Annotated in this window: 19 protein-coding genes; 18 read left to right on the top strand and 1 reads right to left on the bottom strand. The window is 29.5% G+C overall.

The window, feature by feature from the left end:
* Positions 1-6: 6 nt before the first annotated feature.
* Positions 7-549 (top strand): DJ-1 family glyoxalase III, encoded by a 543-nt coding sequence (locus ACYUEX_RS10610; protein ID WP_460288062.1) that lies wholly within the window; start codon positions 7-9, stop codon positions 547-549.
* 19 nt (positions 550-568) lie between these two features.
* Complete coding sequence (recJ, locus tag ACYUEX_RS10605) at positions 569-2,350, top strand: single-stranded-DNA-specific exonuclease RecJ (RefSeq protein WP_460288060.1); 1,782 nt, start codon at positions 569-571, stop codon at positions 2,348-2,350.
* Between the two features lie 107 nt (positions 2,351-2,457).
* On the opposite strand, the gene ACYUEX_RS10600 is transcribed toward recJ, so the two are convergent.
* Positions 2,458-2,640, bottom strand: a complete 183-nt coding sequence (locus ACYUEX_RS10600) for an alpha/beta-type small acid-soluble spore protein (protein WP_322395167.1) — start codon at positions 2,638-2,640, stop codon at positions 2,458-2,460.
* Positions 2,641-2,938: 298 nt separating this feature from the next.
* On the opposite strand from ACYUEX_RS10600, the gene ACYUEX_RS10595 reads away from it, so the two are divergent.
* The 16 genes from ACYUEX_RS10595 (at position 2,939) to ACYUEX_RS10520 (ending at position 19,978) form a co-directional block, all read left to right on the top strand.
* Positions 2,939-4,030 (top strand): undecaprenyldiphospho-muramoylpentapeptide beta-N-acetylglucosaminyltransferase, encoded by a 1,092-nt coding sequence (locus tag ACYUEX_RS10595; protein ID WP_460288058.1) that lies wholly within the window; start codon positions 2,939-2,941, stop codon positions 4,028-4,030.
* A 157-nt stretch (positions 4,031-4,187) separates the two neighbouring features.
* On the top strand, positions 4,188-4,613 hold the full coding sequence (locus ACYUEX_RS10590; RefSeq protein ID WP_460288057.1) for a flavodoxin: 426 nt from the start codon (positions 4,188-4,190) through the stop codon (positions 4,611-4,613).
* A gap of 180 nt (positions 4,614-4,793) precedes the next feature.
* Positions 4,794-8,306 (top strand): pyruvate:ferredoxin (flavodoxin) oxidoreductase, encoded by a 3,513-nt coding sequence (gene nifJ, locus ACYUEX_RS10585; RefSeq protein ID WP_460288197.1) that lies wholly within the window; start codon positions 4,794-4,796, stop codon positions 8,304-8,306.
* Between the two features lie 144 nt (positions 8,307-8,450).
* The gene (locus ACYUEX_RS10580; protein WP_460288055.1) at positions 8,451-8,780 is read left to right on the top strand and encodes a DUF1292 domain-containing protein; all 330 of its coding nucleotides are present in this window, start codon (positions 8,451-8,453) and stop codon (positions 8,778-8,780) included.
* Between the two features lie 274 nt (positions 8,781-9,054).
* Positions 9,055-9,876, top strand: coding sequence for a PHP domain-containing protein (locus ACYUEX_RS10575; protein WP_460288053.1), 822 nt, complete (start codon positions 9,055-9,057; stop codon positions 9,874-9,876).
* Between the two features lie 13 nt (positions 9,877-9,889).
* On the top strand, positions 9,890-11,083 hold the full coding sequence (locus ACYUEX_RS10570) for a pyridoxal phosphate-dependent aminotransferase (RefSeq protein WP_460288052.1): 1,194 nt from the start codon (positions 9,890-9,892) through the stop codon (positions 11,081-11,083).
* A gap of 175 nt (positions 11,084-11,258) precedes the next feature.
* Entirely contained in the window at positions 11,259-11,897 is a 639-nt protein-coding gene (locus ACYUEX_RS10565) for an HAD-IB family hydrolase (protein WP_460288051.1), read from the top strand.
* Between the two features lie 14 nt (positions 11,898-11,911).
* On the top strand, positions 11,912-12,727 hold the full coding sequence (locus tag ACYUEX_RS10560; protein ID WP_460288050.1) for an aminotransferase class IV: 816 nt from the start codon (positions 11,912-11,914) through the stop codon (positions 12,725-12,727).
* 118 nt (positions 12,728-12,845) lie between these two features.
* On the top strand, positions 12,846-14,615 hold the full coding sequence (locus ACYUEX_RS10555; protein WP_460288049.1) for a DUF342 domain-containing protein: 1,770 nt from the start codon (positions 12,846-12,848) through the stop codon (positions 14,613-14,615).
* A 15-nt stretch (positions 14,616-14,630) separates the two neighbouring features.
* Positions 14,631-15,077: a chemotaxis protein CheW gene (locus ACYUEX_RS10550; RefSeq protein ID WP_460288048.1), complete on the top strand. Its 447-nt coding sequence runs from the start codon at positions 14,631-14,633 to the stop codon at positions 15,075-15,077.
* Complete coding sequence (locus tag ACYUEX_RS10545; RefSeq protein WP_460288046.1) at positions 15,074-15,574, top strand: chemotaxis protein CheD; 501 nt, start codon at positions 15,074-15,076, stop codon at positions 15,572-15,574. Before ACYUEX_RS10550 ends, ACYUEX_RS10545 begins: the two co-directional genes overlap by 4 nt.
* Before the next feature lie 30 nt (positions 15,575-15,604).
* Positions 15,605-16,180, top strand: coding sequence for a CheB methylesterase domain-containing protein (locus ACYUEX_RS10540; RefSeq protein ID WP_460288044.1), 576 nt, complete (start codon positions 15,605-15,607; stop codon positions 16,178-16,180).
* An 8-nt stretch (positions 16,181-16,188) separates the two neighbouring features.
* Positions 16,189-16,953 carry a CheR family methyltransferase gene (locus tag ACYUEX_RS10535; protein ID WP_460288043.1) on the top strand — a complete coding sequence of 255 codons (765 nt, stop codon included), beginning with the start codon at positions 16,189-16,191 and terminating at the stop codon, positions 16,951-16,953.
* Positions 16,954-16,967: 14 nt separating this feature from the next.
* On the top strand, positions 16,968-18,989 hold the full coding sequence (locus tag ACYUEX_RS10530; RefSeq protein WP_460288042.1) for a chemotaxis protein CheW: 2,022 nt from the start codon (positions 16,968-16,970) through the stop codon (positions 18,987-18,989).
* A gap of 14 nt (positions 18,990-19,003) precedes the next feature.
* Entirely contained in the window at positions 19,004-19,603 is a 600-nt protein-coding gene (locus tag ACYUEX_RS10525) for a chemotaxis protein CheC (RefSeq protein ID WP_411170313.1), read from the top strand.
* Positions 19,604-19,618: 15 nt separating this feature from the next.
* Positions 19,619-19,978: a response regulator gene (locus tag ACYUEX_RS10520; protein ID WP_411170314.1), complete on the top strand. Its 360-nt coding sequence runs from the start codon at positions 19,619-19,621 to the stop codon at positions 19,976-19,978.
* The last annotated feature ends 4 nt before the right edge of the window (positions 19,979-19,982 follow it).

The raw sequence follows: 19,982 nt of genomic DNA, 5'->3' as shown, positions 1-19,982 counted from the left end.
GATTTTATGGCAAAGGCAGCAGTTTTATTAGCAAATGGATTTGAAACTTTAGAAGCTTTAACAGTTGTTGATATATTAAGAAGAGCAGAAGTAATATGTCACACATTTTCATTAGAAGGTGAAGAGGTCACTACTTCTCACAATATAAAAATAAAAGCTGATAAAGATATTATGGATAAGGAAATAGAAGATTACGATTTTTTAGTTTTACCAGGTGGAATGCCAGGAGCTAGAAATTTGAAGGAGAGTGAAAGAGTTATTGAACTTATAAATAAGTTTAATAACTCAAATAATTGGATTTGTGCTATTTGTGCAGGGCCAATAGCTTTAGCTAAAGCAGGAATAACAAAAAATAAAAATATGACTTGTTACCCTGGATTTGAAAATGAAATAAGTGATTGTAATTATAAAGAAGATTTAGTTGTAGTAGATGGTAATATAATTACAGGAAAAGGACCGGCAGCAGCAATTCCTTTTGCTTTTGAAATACTATCTCAAATTTCAAAAGATAAGGCAAGTTCTATAAAAAAAGCTATGTTATTTAAATAGTTTTGCCTAAGGGGGAAAAATGAAAGAAAATTGGATACTAGTAAATAAAAAAGAGAGCTTTTTAAGGCTCTCTAATTCTATAAGTGAAAATCCTTTAGTATTAAGGCTTTTAGCCAATAGAGGAATAGATACAGTTGAGGATGTTAGTAGATTTCTTAATGGAACAATTCATGATTTTCATGATGGATATCTTATGACTGATATGAAAAAGGGTATAGATATAATAAAAAATGCTGTTTTAAATAATAAAAAAATAATAATTTATGGAGATTATGATTGTGACGGAGTAATTAGCACTGTGATATTTTTTAATGCACTAAATAGTATTGGAGCTAACTATAGCTACTATATTCCAAATAGAGAAGATGAAGGTTATGGAATGCACAGTGGTAGAATAGGAAAGCTTAGAGAAGAAGGCTATGAAGTTATTTTAACTTGTGATAATGGAATTTCAGCCTTTGAACAAGTAGAGCTTGCTAAGGAATTAGGAATGGAGATAGTTATTACAGATCATCATGATATACCAATTAGGGAAAATATTAGTGGTAAACTAGTAGAAACTATTCCAAAGGCTGATGCAGTAGTAAATCCTAAAAGAGGAGATTGTAGCTATCCATTTAAAAAATTATGTGGAGCAGGAGTTGCATTAAAATTTTCAAAGTGTTTATATGATGAATTTAATATAAGTGAAGAGAAATTTTTAAATCTTATACAGTTTGCAGCTATAGCAACAGTTTGTGATGTTGTAGATTTAGTAGATGAGAACAGAATAATAGTTAAAAAGGGACTAGAGCTATTAAATGAAAGTAAAAATCTTGGCATACAGGAATTGAGAAAAGTAACTGGATTAAGTGATAAAAAAATAGAGGAATACCACTTGGGGTTTGTTATAGGACCCTGTATAAATGCTACTGGTAGATTAGAAACAGCAGATCTATCTGTGGAATTATTGATTACTAAAGAATTAGAGAAAGCAAAACATTTAGCAATGCAGCTAAATGAACTAAATACAATAAGGCAGGATTTAACAAAAGAAAGTTCAGAAAGAATTATAAAAAGAATAGAAAAAGAAAAGAAAAAAGAAGAAAAAGTAATAGTAGTTTATGATGATACAATTCATGAAAGTATAGCAGGTATAGTTGCGGGCAGAGTAAAAGAAAGATTTAATATGCCTTGTATAGTAATAACTAAAGGAAAGGAAATGCCTAAGGGATCTGCAAGATCAATAGAAGGATACAATATATTTGAAGAACTAAGTAAGTGCAGTGAATTATTAGAAAAATTCGGAGGTCACCCGATGGCTGCGGGATTATCACTTAAGGAGGAGAATATAATATCCTTAAGAGAAAAGTTAAACTCTATCTGTCCTTTATGCGATGAGGATATTATTCCTATAGTAAAGATAGATTCTCCACTTAATTTAAATTACTTAAATGAAGAGTTAATAGAAGTAATAGAAAGTTTAAGACCTTTTGGTAAGGGGAATTCTAGCCCTTTATTCGCAGTAAAAAATGTTCTTGTAGAAAGAATATGGCTTTTAGGAAAAGAGAAGAATTTTTTAAAGCTTAGATTTAAATTTAAATTTAATGAAAAATATTTATATATAGATGGTGTAAGCTTTGATAAATTTATTGATTTTAAGAAAGACTATATAGATAGGTATGGAGAAGAAGATTTTTCAAGAGCTTGCGACAGTAGCTATATAAATACAATGGCAGATATAATTTATTATCCTAATATTAATGAGTTTAATGGTAGAAGGAATATTCAGCTTATGATAAAACATATAAGAGTTAATTAATAAATAGGAGTTATCTTAACATGATATTAATCACTTTAAGATAACTCCTTTATTTGTAGCATTACTTTATTTATAAGTAATACATTAATGATATAACAAATGAAAAACTATTTCATGCCTCTTTCATATTGTTCTACCATTCTTTTAACCATTTCTCCTCCAACGCTACCGCATTGTTTTGAAGATAGTTCTCCATTGTAGTCAGAAAATGGTACTCCCATTTCATTAGCTACTTCGTTTTTGAATTTAGATAATCCATTTTTAGCTTCTGGTACTAATTTTTGTGCCATGTCTTTTCACCTCCTTTTTCCTTTGTGATTATAGCTTGTGCAATTTTTTTGTAATTATAATATGTAAGTTAAGGAAGAAGGGTATAATAGTGGAAGAGAGTACATTATATTTTTATTAAAATAAAGTTTTTTTCTTACTTAAAATTTAAAAATAACATTTAAATTGTTTAAAATAATATGATATATTGATATAGGAATTTATTTTGAAAAATAATAATTTTTTTATATGTTTTATAAATAGAGGATAAAGATTTAATAATATATTTCATAAAATATTAGTTTTAAAAGGAGTGTTTAAATGAATAAATACAAAATAATAATGACTGGGGGAGGAACGGCAGGACATGTTACCCCTAATTTAGCTTTAGTACCAAAGTTAAAAGAAGAAGGATTTGAAATAAAATATATAGGTAGCAAGGATGGCATTGAGAAAGAAATAATAAAAGATGCCAATATACCATACTACCAAATTTCTTCAGGAAAACTTAGAAGGTATTTTGATGTTAAAAACTTTACAGATCCTTTTAAAGTTATGAAGGGAGTTGTAGAAGCAAATAAAATACTTAAAAAAGAAAAACCTAATATAATATTTTCTAAGGGGGGATTTGTTGCAGTACCTGTAGTGATTGCAGCTTCAATGAGAAAAATTCCTGTTGTATCCCACGAATCAGATTTAACTCCAGGGTTAGCTAATAAGTTATCTTCACCATTTTGTTCAAAGTTATGTGTTACTTTTAGAGAAAGTTTAAATTATGTAAAAGATGGAAAAGGAGTATTAACAGGAACACCTATAAGAAAAGAAATATTAAACGGAAGTAGTATTAAGGGAAAAGAAATTTGCGGATTTAAAGATAATAAAGAAATATTACTTATAGTAGGTGGGAGCTTAGGGGCTAAAAGCATTAATGATGAAGTAAGAAAAAATATAAATAAACTATTGGAAACATTTAATATTATTCATATTTGCGGAAAAGGTAATTTAGCAGAAGAGTTAAATAATATTAAAGGATATATACAATATGAGTATGTAAAAGATGAACTTCCACATTTATTAAAATCAGCAGATTATGTAATATCAAGAGCTGGCGCAAATGTAATATTTGAGTTATTAGCACTAAAAAAACCAACTCTTTTAATTCCATTATCTAAGAAGATAAGTAGAGGAGATCAAATTTTAAATGCAAAATCCTTTGAAAAAGAAGGATATTCAGTAGTGCTTGATGAAGATGAAATGATGGAAAATCAAGAAATGCTATTATCAAAAATTGAAGAACTTAAAAATAAAAAAGATACTATAATAAAAAATATGAAAAATAGTGGTATTACTAATGGTGTAGATGCGATTTTTAGAGTAATAATCCAAAGTATAGAGTTAAATAAAATAAAATAAGCTATTTTTTATGTGCAAAGGTTATATTCAATTAATATGGCATGTATAAAACTTGCAAAATAAAAATAGTGTTATATAATAAAATAGTAAGTGAAAATAGGTAGTGCATATCCAAAAAAATGACTTAATTTAAGTCAAAGGATGAGGTGATGTAATTATGAAAAAAATATCTGTTATTTATTGGAGTAATGGAGGCAATGTTGAGGTTCTTGCAAACTCAATTGCAGAAGGTGCTAAAGAAGCTGGTGCAGATGTAAATGTCAAGTATGTTTGCGATGCAACAGTTGAAGATGTAACTGAAGCTGACGCAGTTGCTTTCGGAAGTCCATCAATGGATAATAATAGAATTGAACAACATGAAATGGAACCATTTATAAATCAATTTAAGCTATTACCTAACAAACAAAAGAAGATAGTATTATTTGGATCATATGGATGGGACGATGGAAAATTCATGGTTGACTGGGTTCAACGTATGAATGACTATGACTTTAATGTTGCAGGACACATCGCCGTTAAAGAATCGCCAAGTGAAGAAGAGCTTTTAGAGGCAAAGAACCTTGGTGAAAAATTAACAAAATAGATTCTTTGAGGGGATAAAGACTCAGGGAAGTACCTGATAGGGGTTGGGTACGGAGACGTAATTAAAGCGATTGAATCTTTTCTTGCCCAAAATTTATTTCTTAATAATAAATACAGTTTGAAATTTCTGTATTTAACGTATTTATAAAATTTTATATATAAGGAAGAGAGGTCAAACATGATGAGAAAAATGAAAACTATGGATGGTAATACGGCTGCTGCTCATATATCTTATGCATTTACAGAAGTGGCTGCTATATTCCCAATCACACCGTCATCACCAATGGCTGAACATGTTGATGAATGGGTAGCACAAGGAAGAAAGAACATATTCGGACAACCTGTTAAGGTTATGGAAATGCAATCAGAAGCTGGAGCAGCTGGAGCTGTTCATGGATCTTTACAAGCTGGTGCATTAACTACAACATATACTGCATCACAAGGTCTATTATTAATGATCCCAAATATGTACAAAATTGCTGGTGAAATGCTTCCAACAGTATTCCATGTATCAGCAAGAGCATTAGCAACTTCTTCATTAAGTATATTTGGAGACCATCAAGACGTTATGGCTGCAAGACAAACTGGTTTTGCAATGCTTGCAGAAGGTTCAGTTCAAGAAGTTATGGATTTAGCAGCAGTAGCTCACTTAACTTCTATAAAGACTAGAATACCATTTATGAACTTCTTTGACGGATTTAGAACTTCACATGAAATTCAAAAAATAGAAGTTTTAGAATATGATGAATTAGCTAAGTTAGTTGATTATGATGCTTTAGATGCTTTTAGAAAGAGAGCTTTAAACCCAAATCACCCAGTAACAAGAGGTACAGCACAAAATCCTGATATATACTTCCAAACTAGAGAATCAGTAAATAGATTCTACGAAGATATTCCAGAAGTTGTTGAAAGCTACATGGCTGAAATAACTAAGTTAACAGGAAGAGAATACCACTGCTTCGATTACTATGGTGCTCCAGATGCTGATAGAGTAATAGTTACAATGGGATCTTCAACTGACGTTGCTGAAGAAACTATTGACTACTTAACTTCAAAGGGGGAAAAAGTTGGGGTAGTTAAAGTAAGACTTTACAGACCATTCTCAACAGAAAGATTATTAAAGGTAATACCAGCTACAGTAAAATCTATAGCTGTTTTAGATAGAACAAAGGAACCAGGTTCAATTGGAGAACCATTATACTTAGATATTAAGAGTGCATTCTATGGTAGAGAAAATGCTCCAGTTATAGTTGGAGGAAGATATGGATTAGGTTCAAAAGATCCAAATCCAGCACACATAGCTTCAGTATATGCTAACTTAGCATCAGAAAATCCAAAGGATGGATTTACAATTGGTATAGTTGATGATGTAACTAATACTTCATTAGAAATATCAGGTGATATAGATGCTACTCCAGAAGGAACTAAAGCATGTAAGTTCTGGGGATTAGGATCAGATGGTACAGTTGGTGCTAATAAGAGTGCTATAAAAATTATTGGAGACCATACAGATATGTATGCTCAAGGATATTTCGCATATGATTCAAAGAAATCAGGTGGTATAACAGTATCTCACTTAAGATTTGGTAAGAAACAAATTAAGTCACCTTATTTAGTTGATAAAGCTGATTTTATAGCATGTCATAATCAAGCTTATGTTTATAAGTATGATGTATTAGAAGGATTAAAGAAAAATGGTAAGTTCTTATTAAATACAATTTGGACACCAGAAGAAGTTAATGAAAAATTACCAGCTTCAATGAAGAGATATATAGCTGAAAATAACATTGATTTCTACACTTTAAATGCTGTTAAGATAGCACAAGAAATTGGTCTTGGTGGAAGAATCAATATGATAATGCAAGCTGCATTCTTTAAGATTGCTAACATCATTCCAGTTGAAGATGCTGTTAAATACTTAAAAGACGCTGTTGTTAAGTCATATGGTAAAAAAGGTGAAAAAGTTGTTAATATGAACAATGCCGCTATAGATAAAGGTGTTGAATCTGTAGTTAAAATAGAAGTTCCAGCAGATTGGAAGAATGCTGCTGATGAAGCTAAGGAAGATAGAAACGATATTCCAGACTTCATCAAAAATATTGTTGAGCCAATTAATGCTCAAAAAGGATTTGACCTTCCAGTTTCAGCATTTGATGGAATGGAAGATGGTACATTCATGGCAGGTACTGCTGCATATGAAAAGAGAGGTATAGCTATCAATGTTCCAGAATGGCAACAAGATAAATGTATCCAATGTAACCAATGTGCATATGTATGTCCACATGCTGTTATAAGACCATTCTTATTAAATGAAAATGAAAAAGAAAATGCACCAGAATCAATGAAAATTGTTCCTGCAAAGGCATTAAAGACAGAAGAACCAACATTCTATACAATTGGAGTTACTCCATTAGATTGTACAGGTTGTGGAAACTGTGCTCAAGTTTGTCCAGCACCTGGTAAAGCATTAATAATGAAACCAATGGATACTCAAGAAGAGCAAATTGAAGCTTGGGATTATGCAGTTAAAGATGTTGCACCTAAGAAGAACCCAATGAATAAGAACACAGTTAAAGGTAGCCAATTCGAACAACCATTATTTGAGTTCTCAGGAGCTTGTGCAGGTTGTGGAGAAACTCCATATGCTAAGCTTGTAACTCAATTATTCGGTGATAGAATGATGATTGCTAATGCTACTGGATGTTCATCAATTTGGGGTGGATCAGTTCCAGCAACTCCATATACAGTAAATAATGAAGGACACGGTCCAGCTTGGGCTAACTCATTATTCGAAGATAATGCTGAATTTGGATTAGGTATGTTCTTAGGAGTTAAGGCTATAAGAGAAAGAATAGCTGATAACATGAAGAAGGCTCTAGAAGTAGAAACTTCAGAAGATGTTAAAGCAGTACTTCAAGACTGGTTAGATCACATGAACAGTGGAGAAGGTACAAGAGATAGAGGTAATAGAGTTCTTGCTACTTTAGAAAATGTTGATGCTGATTATGCAAGAGAAATCTTAAAGGATAAAGAATTCCTAGTTAAGAGATCTCAATGGATATTCGGAGGAGACGGATGGGCATATGACATCGGATACGGTGGATTAGACCATGTTCTTGCTTCAGGAGAAGACGTAAATGTTCTTGTATTTGATACAGAAATATACTCAAATACTGGTGGACAATCTTCAAAATCAACTCCAACTGCTGCAATAGCTAAGTTTGCTGCATCAGGAAAGAGAACTAAGAAGAAAGATCTAGGAATGATGGCTATGACATATGGATATGTATATGTAGCTCAAATTTCTATGGGTGCAGATAAGAACCAAACTCTTAAGGCAATAGCAGAAGCTGAAGCTTACGATGGTCCATCATTAATCATTGCTTATGCTCCATGTATAAGCCATGGTATTAAGAATGGTATGGCTAATAGCCAAGATGAAGCTAAAAAAGCAGTTGAATCTGGATATTGGGGACTATACAGATACAATCCAAGTTTAATTGGAACTAAGAACCCATTCTCATTAGATTCTAAGGAACCAAAGAGTAGCTTTAGAGAATTCTTAATGGGAGAAGTTAGATATGCTTCATTAGCAAAAGCATTCCCAGAAGCAGCTGAGGCTCTATTTGAGAAGACAGAAAAGGATGCTATGGAAAGATTAGCAAACTACAAGAGATTAGCTGAACAACAATAGTTTTAAAATAAGGGGCTATTTAGCCCCTTATTTTTTTATTTAATAACATCAATTGAAAAATAATTTAATATTTTGCTTTTAATTTCTATTAATTAAGGGTAGAATTAAATAGAATGATAACCTACATGAAGGAGGATTATAACAATGGATAATGAAAATAAATGTGGATGCCACGAAGGAACTGGGTGTGGAAATCATCATGAACATGATCATCATGAAGGATGCGGATGTGGAGAAGACCATCACGAGCATTTTGTTGTAGATTTAGAAGATGATAATGGAAATGTTGTATCATGTCCAATTATAGATGCTTTTGAATTTGAGGAAAATGAGTATATTTTAGCTCAAGATCCAAATGAAGATTCAGTTTACTTATTTAGATCAACTGAAGATGGAGAATTAGTAGTTCCAGAAGAAGAAGAGTTTGATAGAGTATCAAAATTTTATAGTGAAGAATTAGTTGATGAAGAATAAAAAAAGTGCCAAATAAGGCACTTTTTTTATTTATAGAAAAATATAAAATTTGAAATTTTTAGAGATATGATTATATAGGCTTTTAGTAATTTACAAAAATATATTTATTTTATACTTTTATTCATTCAGTTTTCAAGAGAACATATATAAGTTTACGTTGACTTGGAGTGAAACAACGGAGCAAGGGAAATTACTATCTACAATTTTTTAATTGTTATTTTATATTAATAATGATATATTTTTAATATATATACTTAAGAAATAAGGTGTTAAAATGAACTATGCAGATTTACATATTCATTCAAATTATTCAGATGGCAACATGACACCAGAAGAAATTATAAAAACTGCTCAAGGCTTAGGAGTGAAAAATATTTCTATAACAGACCATGATTCCATAATGTCACAATATGTGATTAATAACTCATATGATGATATAAATTTGATACCTGGAATAGAGTTAAGTACTGAGTATGAAGATTTAGAGTTACACATACTAGGATATTTTATAAATATAAAAGATGAAAACTTAATAAATACTGTAGATAAATTAAATAAAGCTAGAATAAATAGAGTAGAAGAAATACTTTTTAAGTTAAAAAGAAATAATATTGATTTAGCTATAGATGATTTAGCTATTGATTTAGACTCTACAGTTGGAAGAAGCCATGTTGCTAACGCAATGGTTAGAAAAGGATACTTTGACAACTATAAAGCTGCTTTTACTAGTTTTCTAGTCAAGGGAAAGCCTGCTTACGTAAGAGGGTGCAAATTAAACTATAAAGATGCCATACAAGTTATAAATAATTCAGGGGGAATTGCGGTACTAGCACATCCGGGACAAATTTATAAAGGGTTAGCCATAGAAAATATAGTAAAAGACTTGAAGTTTTATGGATTAAAGGGAATAGAAGTATATCATCCTAGTCATTCTAGAGAACGAACTAATAGTTTCTATAATATATGCAAAAAATATAAATTATTTATAACGGGTGGTAGTGATTATCATGGTAAGGAATGTTGCAATGAGAATACAATAGGTAGTTATGGAATAAATGAAGAATTATTAAATAAACTTATAAATTTTAAAAAATAAATGGAGGTATAAAATGGATTTATCAAAAAAAGCAATGGGAATTAACCCATCCATAACATTAGAAATTACAGCAAAGGCAAAAGCATTGAAAGAATCAGGAGTTGATGTAATAAGTTTTGGCGCAGGTGAACCAGATTTTAATACTCCAGAAAATATAATTAATGCAGCTATATTAGCTATGAAAGAAGGAAAAACAAAATATACAGCAACAAGTGGAATTTTAGAATTAAGGAAAGCTATTTGTAATAAATTTAGACAAGAGAATGGATTATATTATGAACCTAGCCAAGTGGTAGTATCTACAGGAGCTAAGCAAAGTCTAGCAAATGCTTTTATGGCAATACTTAATCCTGGAGACGAGGTTATAATACCAACTCCTTATTGGGTAAGTTATCCTGAGTTAGTTAAATTAGCAGATGGCATACCAGTATTTGTTAACACTCTTAAAGAGAATGATTACAAATATAGAATTAAAGATTTGAAAGATGTTCTTACAAATAAAACTAAAGCTATTTTAATAAATAGTCCTAACAATCCAACTGGAAGTATATATAGCAAAAAAGAGTTAATAGAAATTGCAGAGTTTGCAAAAGAAAATGACTTAATAATAATATCAGATGAAATATATGAAAAATTAATATATGATAATGAAAAGCATATAAGTATTGCTTCTATATCAGAAGATTCATTTGATAGGACTATAGTAATTAATGGATTATCTAAATCCTATGCTATGACTGGTTGGAGGATAGGATACTCTGCTTCTAGCAAAGAAATAGCTACCCTTATGAGCAGTGTCCAAAGTCATGTTACATCAAATGTAAATTCAATTTCTCAATATGCGGCTGTTGAAGCTTTAACTGGAAGCCAAATTAATATAGAGGCTATGATAAAAGAGTTTGAAAAAAGAAGAAATTACATGATTGATAGATTACAAAAAATAGATAGTTTATCAATTATAAGACCTAAAGGAGCTTTTTATATAATGGTTTGTGTAGAAAACTATTATGGGAAATCAATAGATAAAGATCCGATACTAACATCTTTAGATTTTTCCAAAAGCTTATTAAAAGAAGAAAATGTTGCAGTAATACCAGGAGCTGCTTTTGGGTTAGATAGTTATATAAGGTTGTCTTATGCAACATCTATAGAAAGTATAAAAGAAGGATTAAATAGATTAGAAGAATTTTTAAAAAAATTAAGTTAATAAAATAAAAAATATTATTGTTTGAGTAGTTTACTTTATAGATATATCTTAAACAGTAATATTTTTTTGTCTTCAGATATAGTCTATACTTTAAAGTCAATTCAGTGACTAATTTGTTTAAATATAGCAGATTATAGTATATAATTAATAGTGAAATAGCCTAGGAGGGGTTGGGATGGATAAACTAGCAATATTTGATGTAGACTATACTATAACTAGAAAAGAAACTCTAATGCAATTATTTAAATATGTTATTATTAAGGAAATAAGGAATATTAAATTTCTTCCAAGAGCTTTGTATAGTGGATTGATGTATTCCATAAAAATATATGATGAAAAAAGAGTTAAAGAAAGTTTTCTTAAATTTATAGATGGAATAGACGAAAAGGAATTAACTTTATTAATTAAAAATTTCTATAAAGATGTTCTAGAAAAAATATTATATAAAGATGCCATAGAAATGATGAAAAACTTAAAACAGCAAGGATATAAAATATATTTAATATCAGCTTCTCCGGAGTTTTATTTAAGGGAGTTTTATGCTATAAAGGAAGTTGATATGATTATAGGAACAAAATTTACTTTAAAAGATGGTAAATTTATAAGACGAATGCAAGGAGAAAATTGTAAGGGTGAAGAAAAGGTAAGGAGACTTAAAGAGGTTTTAAAAAGAGATAACATAGATGTTGATTATAAAAATTCCTATATGTTTTCGGATTCATTATCAGATAAACCTTTATTGGATTTAGTTGGAAATGCATATTTAATAAATTATAAAAAGAAAAATAATTTTGAGATATTAAAATGGAAGTAGTGAGGAGAATTAATATGGAAGCTATTTTAGAATACTATTTGGAAGATGGTCATTTAGAAAGTATAAATAATTATACAAATGATACGACAGAAAAAGAAAGAGTTATATATGAAGTTATAAGAGTGATTAATAAAGTTCCTTTATTTTATGAAGATCATATAAAAAGATTAGAATCTTCTTTTAGATTAATGGAAAAACCATTTTCTTATAAGTATGATAAGATAAAGGATTACTTAATTAGACTTATACATGCTAACAATTTAGAGTACGGTAATATAAAGCTTACCTTCGATATAAAAACAGATACAATGAAAGTTTTTACTATAAAACACAATTACCCAAGAGATGATATGTATAAAAGTGGAGTTGAAACTATACTTTATCACGGGGAAAGAGTAAATCCTAATGCAAAGGTGGTTGATAGCAATTTTAGAAAAAAAGTAACAGATGAAATTATTAAATCCAATGCATTTGAAGCGATACTTGTGAACTCCAATGGTTTTATAACAGAGGGGAGTAAATCTAATATATTTATGATAAAAGAAGGAAAATTATACACTTCTCCATTAGAGGATGTTTTACCAGGAGTTACAAGAGGTAGAATAATATCTTTAGCTAAGAACTTAGGAATAACTTTTGAAGAAAAAAAGATAAATTTTAATGATTTAAAAGAAATAGATGCTATGTTTATATCAGGAACTTCCCCTAAAATACTTCCAATATCAAAAGTAGATGATATAAATTTAAATATAGAGAATGAGATTATGAGAAAGTTAATTAAGGAATTTGATGAAGAAATAAAGTTGTATGTAGAAAAATTTAGATGTTAATATGCTAATTAGTTATATATTTTTTAAAAAATTAAATAATATTTAAAAAAATATTAAAGTATGATATTATTAAATGGAAATTAAAGTATGGTAAAGTAGTAGAGAGGTGTTTGGGCGAATGGAAGAAAATTATAATAAGGTCAATAACGTTGATGGAAGTGCTTTGGTAAAAGGCAGAAAGATAATAATTAAAAATCCAATTGGAAATGGTAAATATGCTACCATTTCACCACCTTTAGATGGGGATTTATACATAAATGGTGAGAAGATAAATAGAACAAGCACTGTAAAAGAAGAAGACGCTATAGAATTTAAGGCGTTAAAGGAGCCTGGAAAAAGAATAATAGATATAAGCTTTAATTCAGATAAAACTGAGGCTTATATATCGATTTCTTATAAAAAAGAGGTTATATATTACTTAAAAGATTTAGAGGAAACTAATAATTTAATATTAGAATTAGATATAGAAGAAGGAATTGAACCTCCTATAATTACAGAAGATCAATTAATTAATGAGTTAAAAAAAGTTGGTATATCTTATGGAATAGATAAAGATTCTATAGAATACATAAAAGTTAATAAAGATATAAATAAAATGCTAGTGGCAAAAGGCGTAAACGTAAAACCTCCAATTGAAGATAGTTTAAAAATATTTTTTAATTATAACAAAAAAATAAAAATAGATGAAAATAAAGAAAAAATAGATTTTAGAGATTTTAATTATATAACAAGTGTTAAAGCTAATGAAGTTTTAGCCGAAATTATAAAAGGGGAAAATGGTGTTGATGGGAAAAGTGTTTTTTCTGAAAGAATACCAGGAAAGGAAAAGAAAAAAATCAATTTTTTAGCTGGACAAGGTTGTAAGCTAAAAGATAACTTAATAATATCAACTATAGATGGAAAACCAAATTTTAATAAAGGTACTATATGGGTTGAACCTATATATATATTAAATAAGGATGTTACAATGGCTACAGGAAATATTAAATTCCCTGCTAATGTTCAAATAAATGGAAAAGTTACTGAAGGTATGAAAATAACTTCAGGTGGTAGTGTATTTGTAAAAAGTGGAGTATTTAATGCTTTTATAGAGTCTAAGAATACATCGGAAATTTTGGGCAATGTAGTTCATTCTGTTGTTGAAGTTGGAGGAGCAGATTTAGTTAAAGAGATTAGAATTAAAACCTTAAATGAGTTAAAAGAGGATTTAAAGTCTCTAGTAGCTAATGTTGTTTATTTAAAAGAGCATAATTTAATTCAAAAGGATATAACTGATGGAATGATAGTTAAATTATTAATAGAAACAAAATATAAAAGTGTTTCTAAGAATTGTGTTAAGGCTATGTCAAATGCTATGAAAGATAGTTGCTACAATTCGGAAGTTATAAAATTAATTAGAGGAAAGCTTATAGGTGCAGCTCCTAGTAATATTAAAGGTATTACTGAAGTTGAAGGAATAATAGAAGAATTAAATAAGGAATTAGAAGAATTAGAAAAAGAAACAATAATAACTTCAGATTTAACTATAGAATATGCGCAAGAGTCTGAAATAATCGTTGTAGGCGATATAAATATAATTGGTAAAGGATTGTTTACTAGTAAATTGAGTTCATCTGGTAATATTAAATTTTGTTTAAAAAATTCTGTATGTAGAGGTGGGCATTTAAAAGCTGGTAAGTGTATTAATGCTTCAATTGTAGGTAGTGATTCAGGAGTATTTACTAACTTAGAAGTAGATAAAGATGGAGAAATTTTTGTAGACACTGCATATCATAACACTATTTTCATTATAGGAAATAAAAAATATATTTTAGAAAAGCCATCAAAAAATGTACATGCTTATATAGATAAAGATAGTAGTTTAGTTGTAGATAAATTACTTCTGTAGGAGGAAAAAGAGATAATGAAGGAGATAAAAATATTAGTTTTTAAACTAGGTCATGAGTTTTATGCCACAGATATAATGGAAGTAGAAAGAATTCTAGGTTACGAAGAACCTACTGTTTTACCGGACTCACCAAGTTTTTTAGATGGAGTAATTAACTATGAAAATGGAGTTTTACCTATCATAAGTCTTGTAAAAAAATTTAAGCTAAAATTAGAAAATACCTCGGATAAAAAAATTATAGTGGTAAAAAGAGACGTAGGTAAATTTGGAATATCAGTAGATAGTGTTAGTGAAGTTCAAAGTATATTGGATGAGGAAATAAGCAATCCAGAAAGTCTTTCAACATTAATATCAAAAAGATATATAAAAGGACTAGTAAAGAAAAATAATAATATAATTATAATGCTAGACTTAGAAAAAATATTAACAATAGAAGAAGAAGAGATTATTTTTCAGGGGTGACGAATTTGGAGGAGAAGAAAGAGGTTAGAGTTGGAATAGCAGATGGAGCTATTGTTTCTGCCCCAGATAGATTAATAACCATGGGACTTGGATCCTGTGTCGGTATAGCATTATATGATAGGGAAAAAAAAATTTCCGGATTAGTTCATATAATGTTACCAGATAGTACACAATTCAAAAACGTAGTCAACCCTTTTAAGTATGCTGATTTAGGAATTGAAAATTTGCTATCAAAAATGATATCTCTTGGATGTAGAAAGAGTAACATAACAGCTAAAATAGCAGGTGGAGCGTCAATGTTTAACTTTCCAGATAAGAAAATTATTAGTGATATTGGGAAAAGAAATAGCATTGCTGTTGTAGAAACTATAAAAAAATTATCTATTCCTTTAATAGCGGAAGATACAGGAGGAAACAAAGGAAGAACTATGATTTTAGAAAGTGAAGATGGTGCAGTTACAATTAGAAGTATTGGAAGTAGTCTAAAAAGACTATAGGAGGTGGATGCACTATTGGTACATAACGTTTTGAAAAGTAGACGAGACATAATTTTAATAGGAGCATCAACAGGTGGTCCTAATGCAATAGAAAAAGTAATTTCAGAATTAACTACGGATCTAGACATATCTGTTTTAGTAGTTCAGCATATGCCAAGTGGATTTACCAAAGCTTTTGCAGAAAGGTTAAATAAAAAATGTGCTCTAGATGTTTTAGAAGCTAGTGATGGTATTAAGATAGAAAAAAATAAAGTATATATTGCTCCAGGAGGATTCCATATGACTGTGGAAAAGCCAGGAGTTATAAGGACTAATAAAGAACCTCCAATTTGGGGGGTAAGACCTGCTGTTGATAAATTATTTATATCAGCATCAGCCATATATACTAATAGAATAATATCAGTTGTCCTAACAGGGATGGGAAAAGATGGAGCTGAAGGAACTGTAGTTGTAAAAATGAATAAAGGCATAACTATTTCACAAGATGAAAAGAGTTCCACTATCTATGGAATGCCAAAAGTAACTTATGAAACAGGATGCGTGGACTATGTACTTTCATTAAAAGATGTAGGTTCTAAAATAAAAAGCTTAGTTAATGCAAATTAGGAGGATATATGGACTTTACAGAATTTCACAATTGGATATATAGAGAGTTCAATATTAATTTAAATGCATATAAGCCGGAACAATTAAATAGAAGAATTGGAAGCTTAATGTCAAGAATAGGAGTAAAATCTTTAGATGATTATAAAAGACTTTTATTATCAGATGATGAAGAAAGACAAAGGTTTTTAGATTTTATAACTATAAATGTTACAGAATTCTTTAGAAATCCAGAGTTGTTTAAGGAATTAGAGAAAACTTTAAAAAACTATATTTTAACTAATAATAAATTGAAAATTTGGAGTGCAGCCTGTTCAATAGGGTGCGAGCCTTACAGTATAGCGATGATGCTAAATGAAATAAATCCCGCAGGAAGAAACAATATAATTGCCACTGATATAGACAGCACTATATTAGCAAAGGCAAAGCTTGGAGAATATGTCCAAGGAGAAGTGAAAAATATAAGTGAAGACTATAAAAGAAAATATTTTAAAATATTAAAAGATAAATATATCATAGACAGTAAAATAAAATCTATTGTTACTTTCAAAAAGCATGATTTAATTTTAGGTAATTATGAAAAAGATTTTGACTTAATAGTGTGTAGAAATGTAATAATATATTTTAAAAATGATGTAAAAAAAGAAATATTTAAAAAGTTTTCAAACTCTTTAAAAAGTGGGGGATTACTATTTGTTGGAGCAACAGAAAGCATATACAATTACAAGGAATATGGATTAGAGAAAGTTTCTACTTTTATCTATAAGAAAGTATAAAGGGGTGAAATAAAATGGACGTATCTCAATACATGGGAATGTTTTTAGAAGAATCAATGGATAATTTACAAACCTTAAATGAAGCTTTATTAGATCTAGAGCAAGAGCCAAATAATATAGATAAAGTAAATGAAATATTTAGAGTAGCTCATACTATAAAAGGAATGGCCGCAACTATGGGATTCAATAATATAGCAGAATTAACCCATAAGATGGAGGATGTTTTATCGAAATTTAGAGAAGGTAAACTAAAGGTTACTAGCAATGTAGTTACAGTATTATTTGATTGTTTAGATACTTTAGAAAGAATGGTTAGCAATATAGAAGAAGGAAATGATGAAGAAGTAGAAATAGGAAATATAATAAGAGCCTTAGAAAGTGTTGCTGATGATAAAAATGTTTCAATAAGTAATGAAGAACAAATAATTAATGAGAAGGACATACAAGAAGATTCTATAAGTGTAAGTTTAAACGAGTATGACTTATCAGTAATGAAGCAAGCAAATGAAAATGGTTTTAACGGAGTTAGTATAGCAATAACTTTAAGAGAAGATACTTTGTTAAAATCAGCAAGAGCATTTTTAATAGTTCAAGAGCTTGAAACACAAGGGGAAATATTAAAATCTTTTCCATCAACTGAAGATATAGAAAATGAACAATTTGATACGGAGTTAACCTTTGTTTTGATAACAGCTAAATCAAAAGAAGAAGTAGAAAATTTAGTAAGCAATATTTCTGAAGTTAGAGAAGTGAAAGTAGATTATATAACATTAGAAGAAAATCACCAAGTAGATAATATTGAACCAAAAGATCAAATAGTAAAAGAAATAGAGAAAATTCAAATAAAAGATACTATAAATACATCAAATAAAATAGAAAAGCAAGATAAGAAAAGGGATAATAAAAGAGCACATCAATCTGTTAGAGTTGATTTAGAAAGAATAGATAAGCTTATGAATATGGTTTCTGAGCTTGTTATATATAGAACTAGATTAGAACAAATAGTTATAAATGATAAGTCGCAGGAATTAATAGAGACATTAGAACAAGTTGAAAGAACAACTTCAGACTTACAAGACTTAGTTATGAAAATAAGAATGTTACCTTTAGAAGTAGTATTTAATAGATTCCCAAGAATGATAAGAGACTTATCTTTGGAACTTAAGAAAGAAATAAACTTCATTATAGAAGGTGCGGAAACTGAGCTTGATAGAACTGTTATAGATGAAATTGGAGAACCATTAATACATCTTTTAAGAAATGCAGCTGATCATGGAATAGAAACTAAAGAAGAGAGATCAGCAAAGGGCAAAAGTGAAGTTGGAACTATAAAATTAGTTGCATATCAAGAAGGAACTAAAGCATTAATAAAAGTAAGCGATGATGGGGCAGGAATAAATATTGAAAAAGTAAAGGCTAAGGCTGAAAAAGTTGGAATAAGTACTGAGGGGCTAAGTGATAATGATATAAGAAATCTGATTTTTGCTCAAGGCTTCAGTACTAATACAGTAGTTACAGATATATCTGGTAGAGGTGTTGGAATGGATGTTGTAAAAACAAAAATTTCATCACTAGGTGGAACTGTAGATGTAATTAGCGAAGAGGGTAAAGGCTCAAGTTTTGTTATAAAACTACCATTAACACTTCAAATAATACAAGCTCTTTTAGTTAAGGTTGGAGATGAAACTTTAGCAATATCATTAGGATTTATAGATAGAGTTATAGATTATAAAGAAGAAAATATTAAAAAGACAAATGGTGAAGAAGTAATAGTTTATAGAGATGATATTATACCTTTAATTAGACTAAATGAAATATTAGGAATAGAAACTAAAGAAAGTAAAAAGAAGTTTATAATTATAGTTAAAATCGGAGAGAAGACTGTTGGATTACTTGTTGATTCATTATTTGGACAACAAGAGATAGTAATTAAGCCTTTAGGAAAGACATTAAAATCACTAAAGGAATATATAGGAGCTACGATATTAGGAAATGGTTTAGTAACATTAATTCTTGATGTGGCAGCATTGATTTAGAAAGGAGGGTCTTTATGGAATACAAGGATTTAACTTCATTTCAATTAGACGCTTTAAGAGAAGTTTCAAATATAGGGGCAGGTAATTCTGCAACATCATTATCAATGCTACTTGGAACTAAGATAGATATGTCAGTTCCAAATATGAACTTAATAGAATTTGATGAATTATTTAATAGTTATAAAGAAAATGGAGTTGTAGCTGTATTAGTAAAAGTGCTTGACGACATTCCAGGAAGTATTCTTTATGTATTTGAAGAAGATGTAGCTTTAAATATGATATCTAAGATGACTTGTATTGATGAAGAAAGTATAACGGAAATGGGTATTTCCGTTATAGGAGAAATAGGTAATATAATATCATCATCTTTTATGAATGCAATTGCAAGTTTTACAGGGTTAAAGGCCACAGTATCAGTACCAGCAGTAGCTAATGACATGCTAAGTGCAATACTTATTTCAACATTTGTTGAAACAGGACAGCACCAAGAGTATGTTTTAGATATAGAAACACTATTTATTGGAGAAGGAGATAATAAAATACAAGGTCACTTTTATTTCGTACCATCTCCAGGATCATTAGAAAAAATTTTAGAATCATTAGGAATAAAATAATTTGGAGGGATTAAAATGACAAAAGTTTTAATAGTTGATGATGCAGCTTTTATGAGAATGATGATAAAGGATATATTACAGAAGAATGGATTTGAAGTTGTAGGAGAAGCTTGCAATGGTATAGAAGCAGTAAATTTATATAAAAAAGAAAATCCAGATGTAGTTACAATGGATATAACAATGCCAGATATGGATGGAATAGAAGCAGTTAAAGAAATTAGAGAGTTTGATCCAGGAGCAAAAGTCATAATGTGTTCAGCTATGGGACAACAATCAATGGTTATGGATGCTATTAAGTCAGGTGCAAAAGATTTTATTGTTAAACCATTCCAAGCTGATAGAGTTTTAGAAGCAATAAGAAAGGTAGTTGGTTAGAACT

The sequence above is a fragment of the Clostridium sp. CTA-7 genome, from assembly GCF_054768095.1.
The sequence above is the reverse complement of the archived record's forward strand: the minus strand, read 5'-3'. Positions and strand labels throughout refer to the sequence as shown.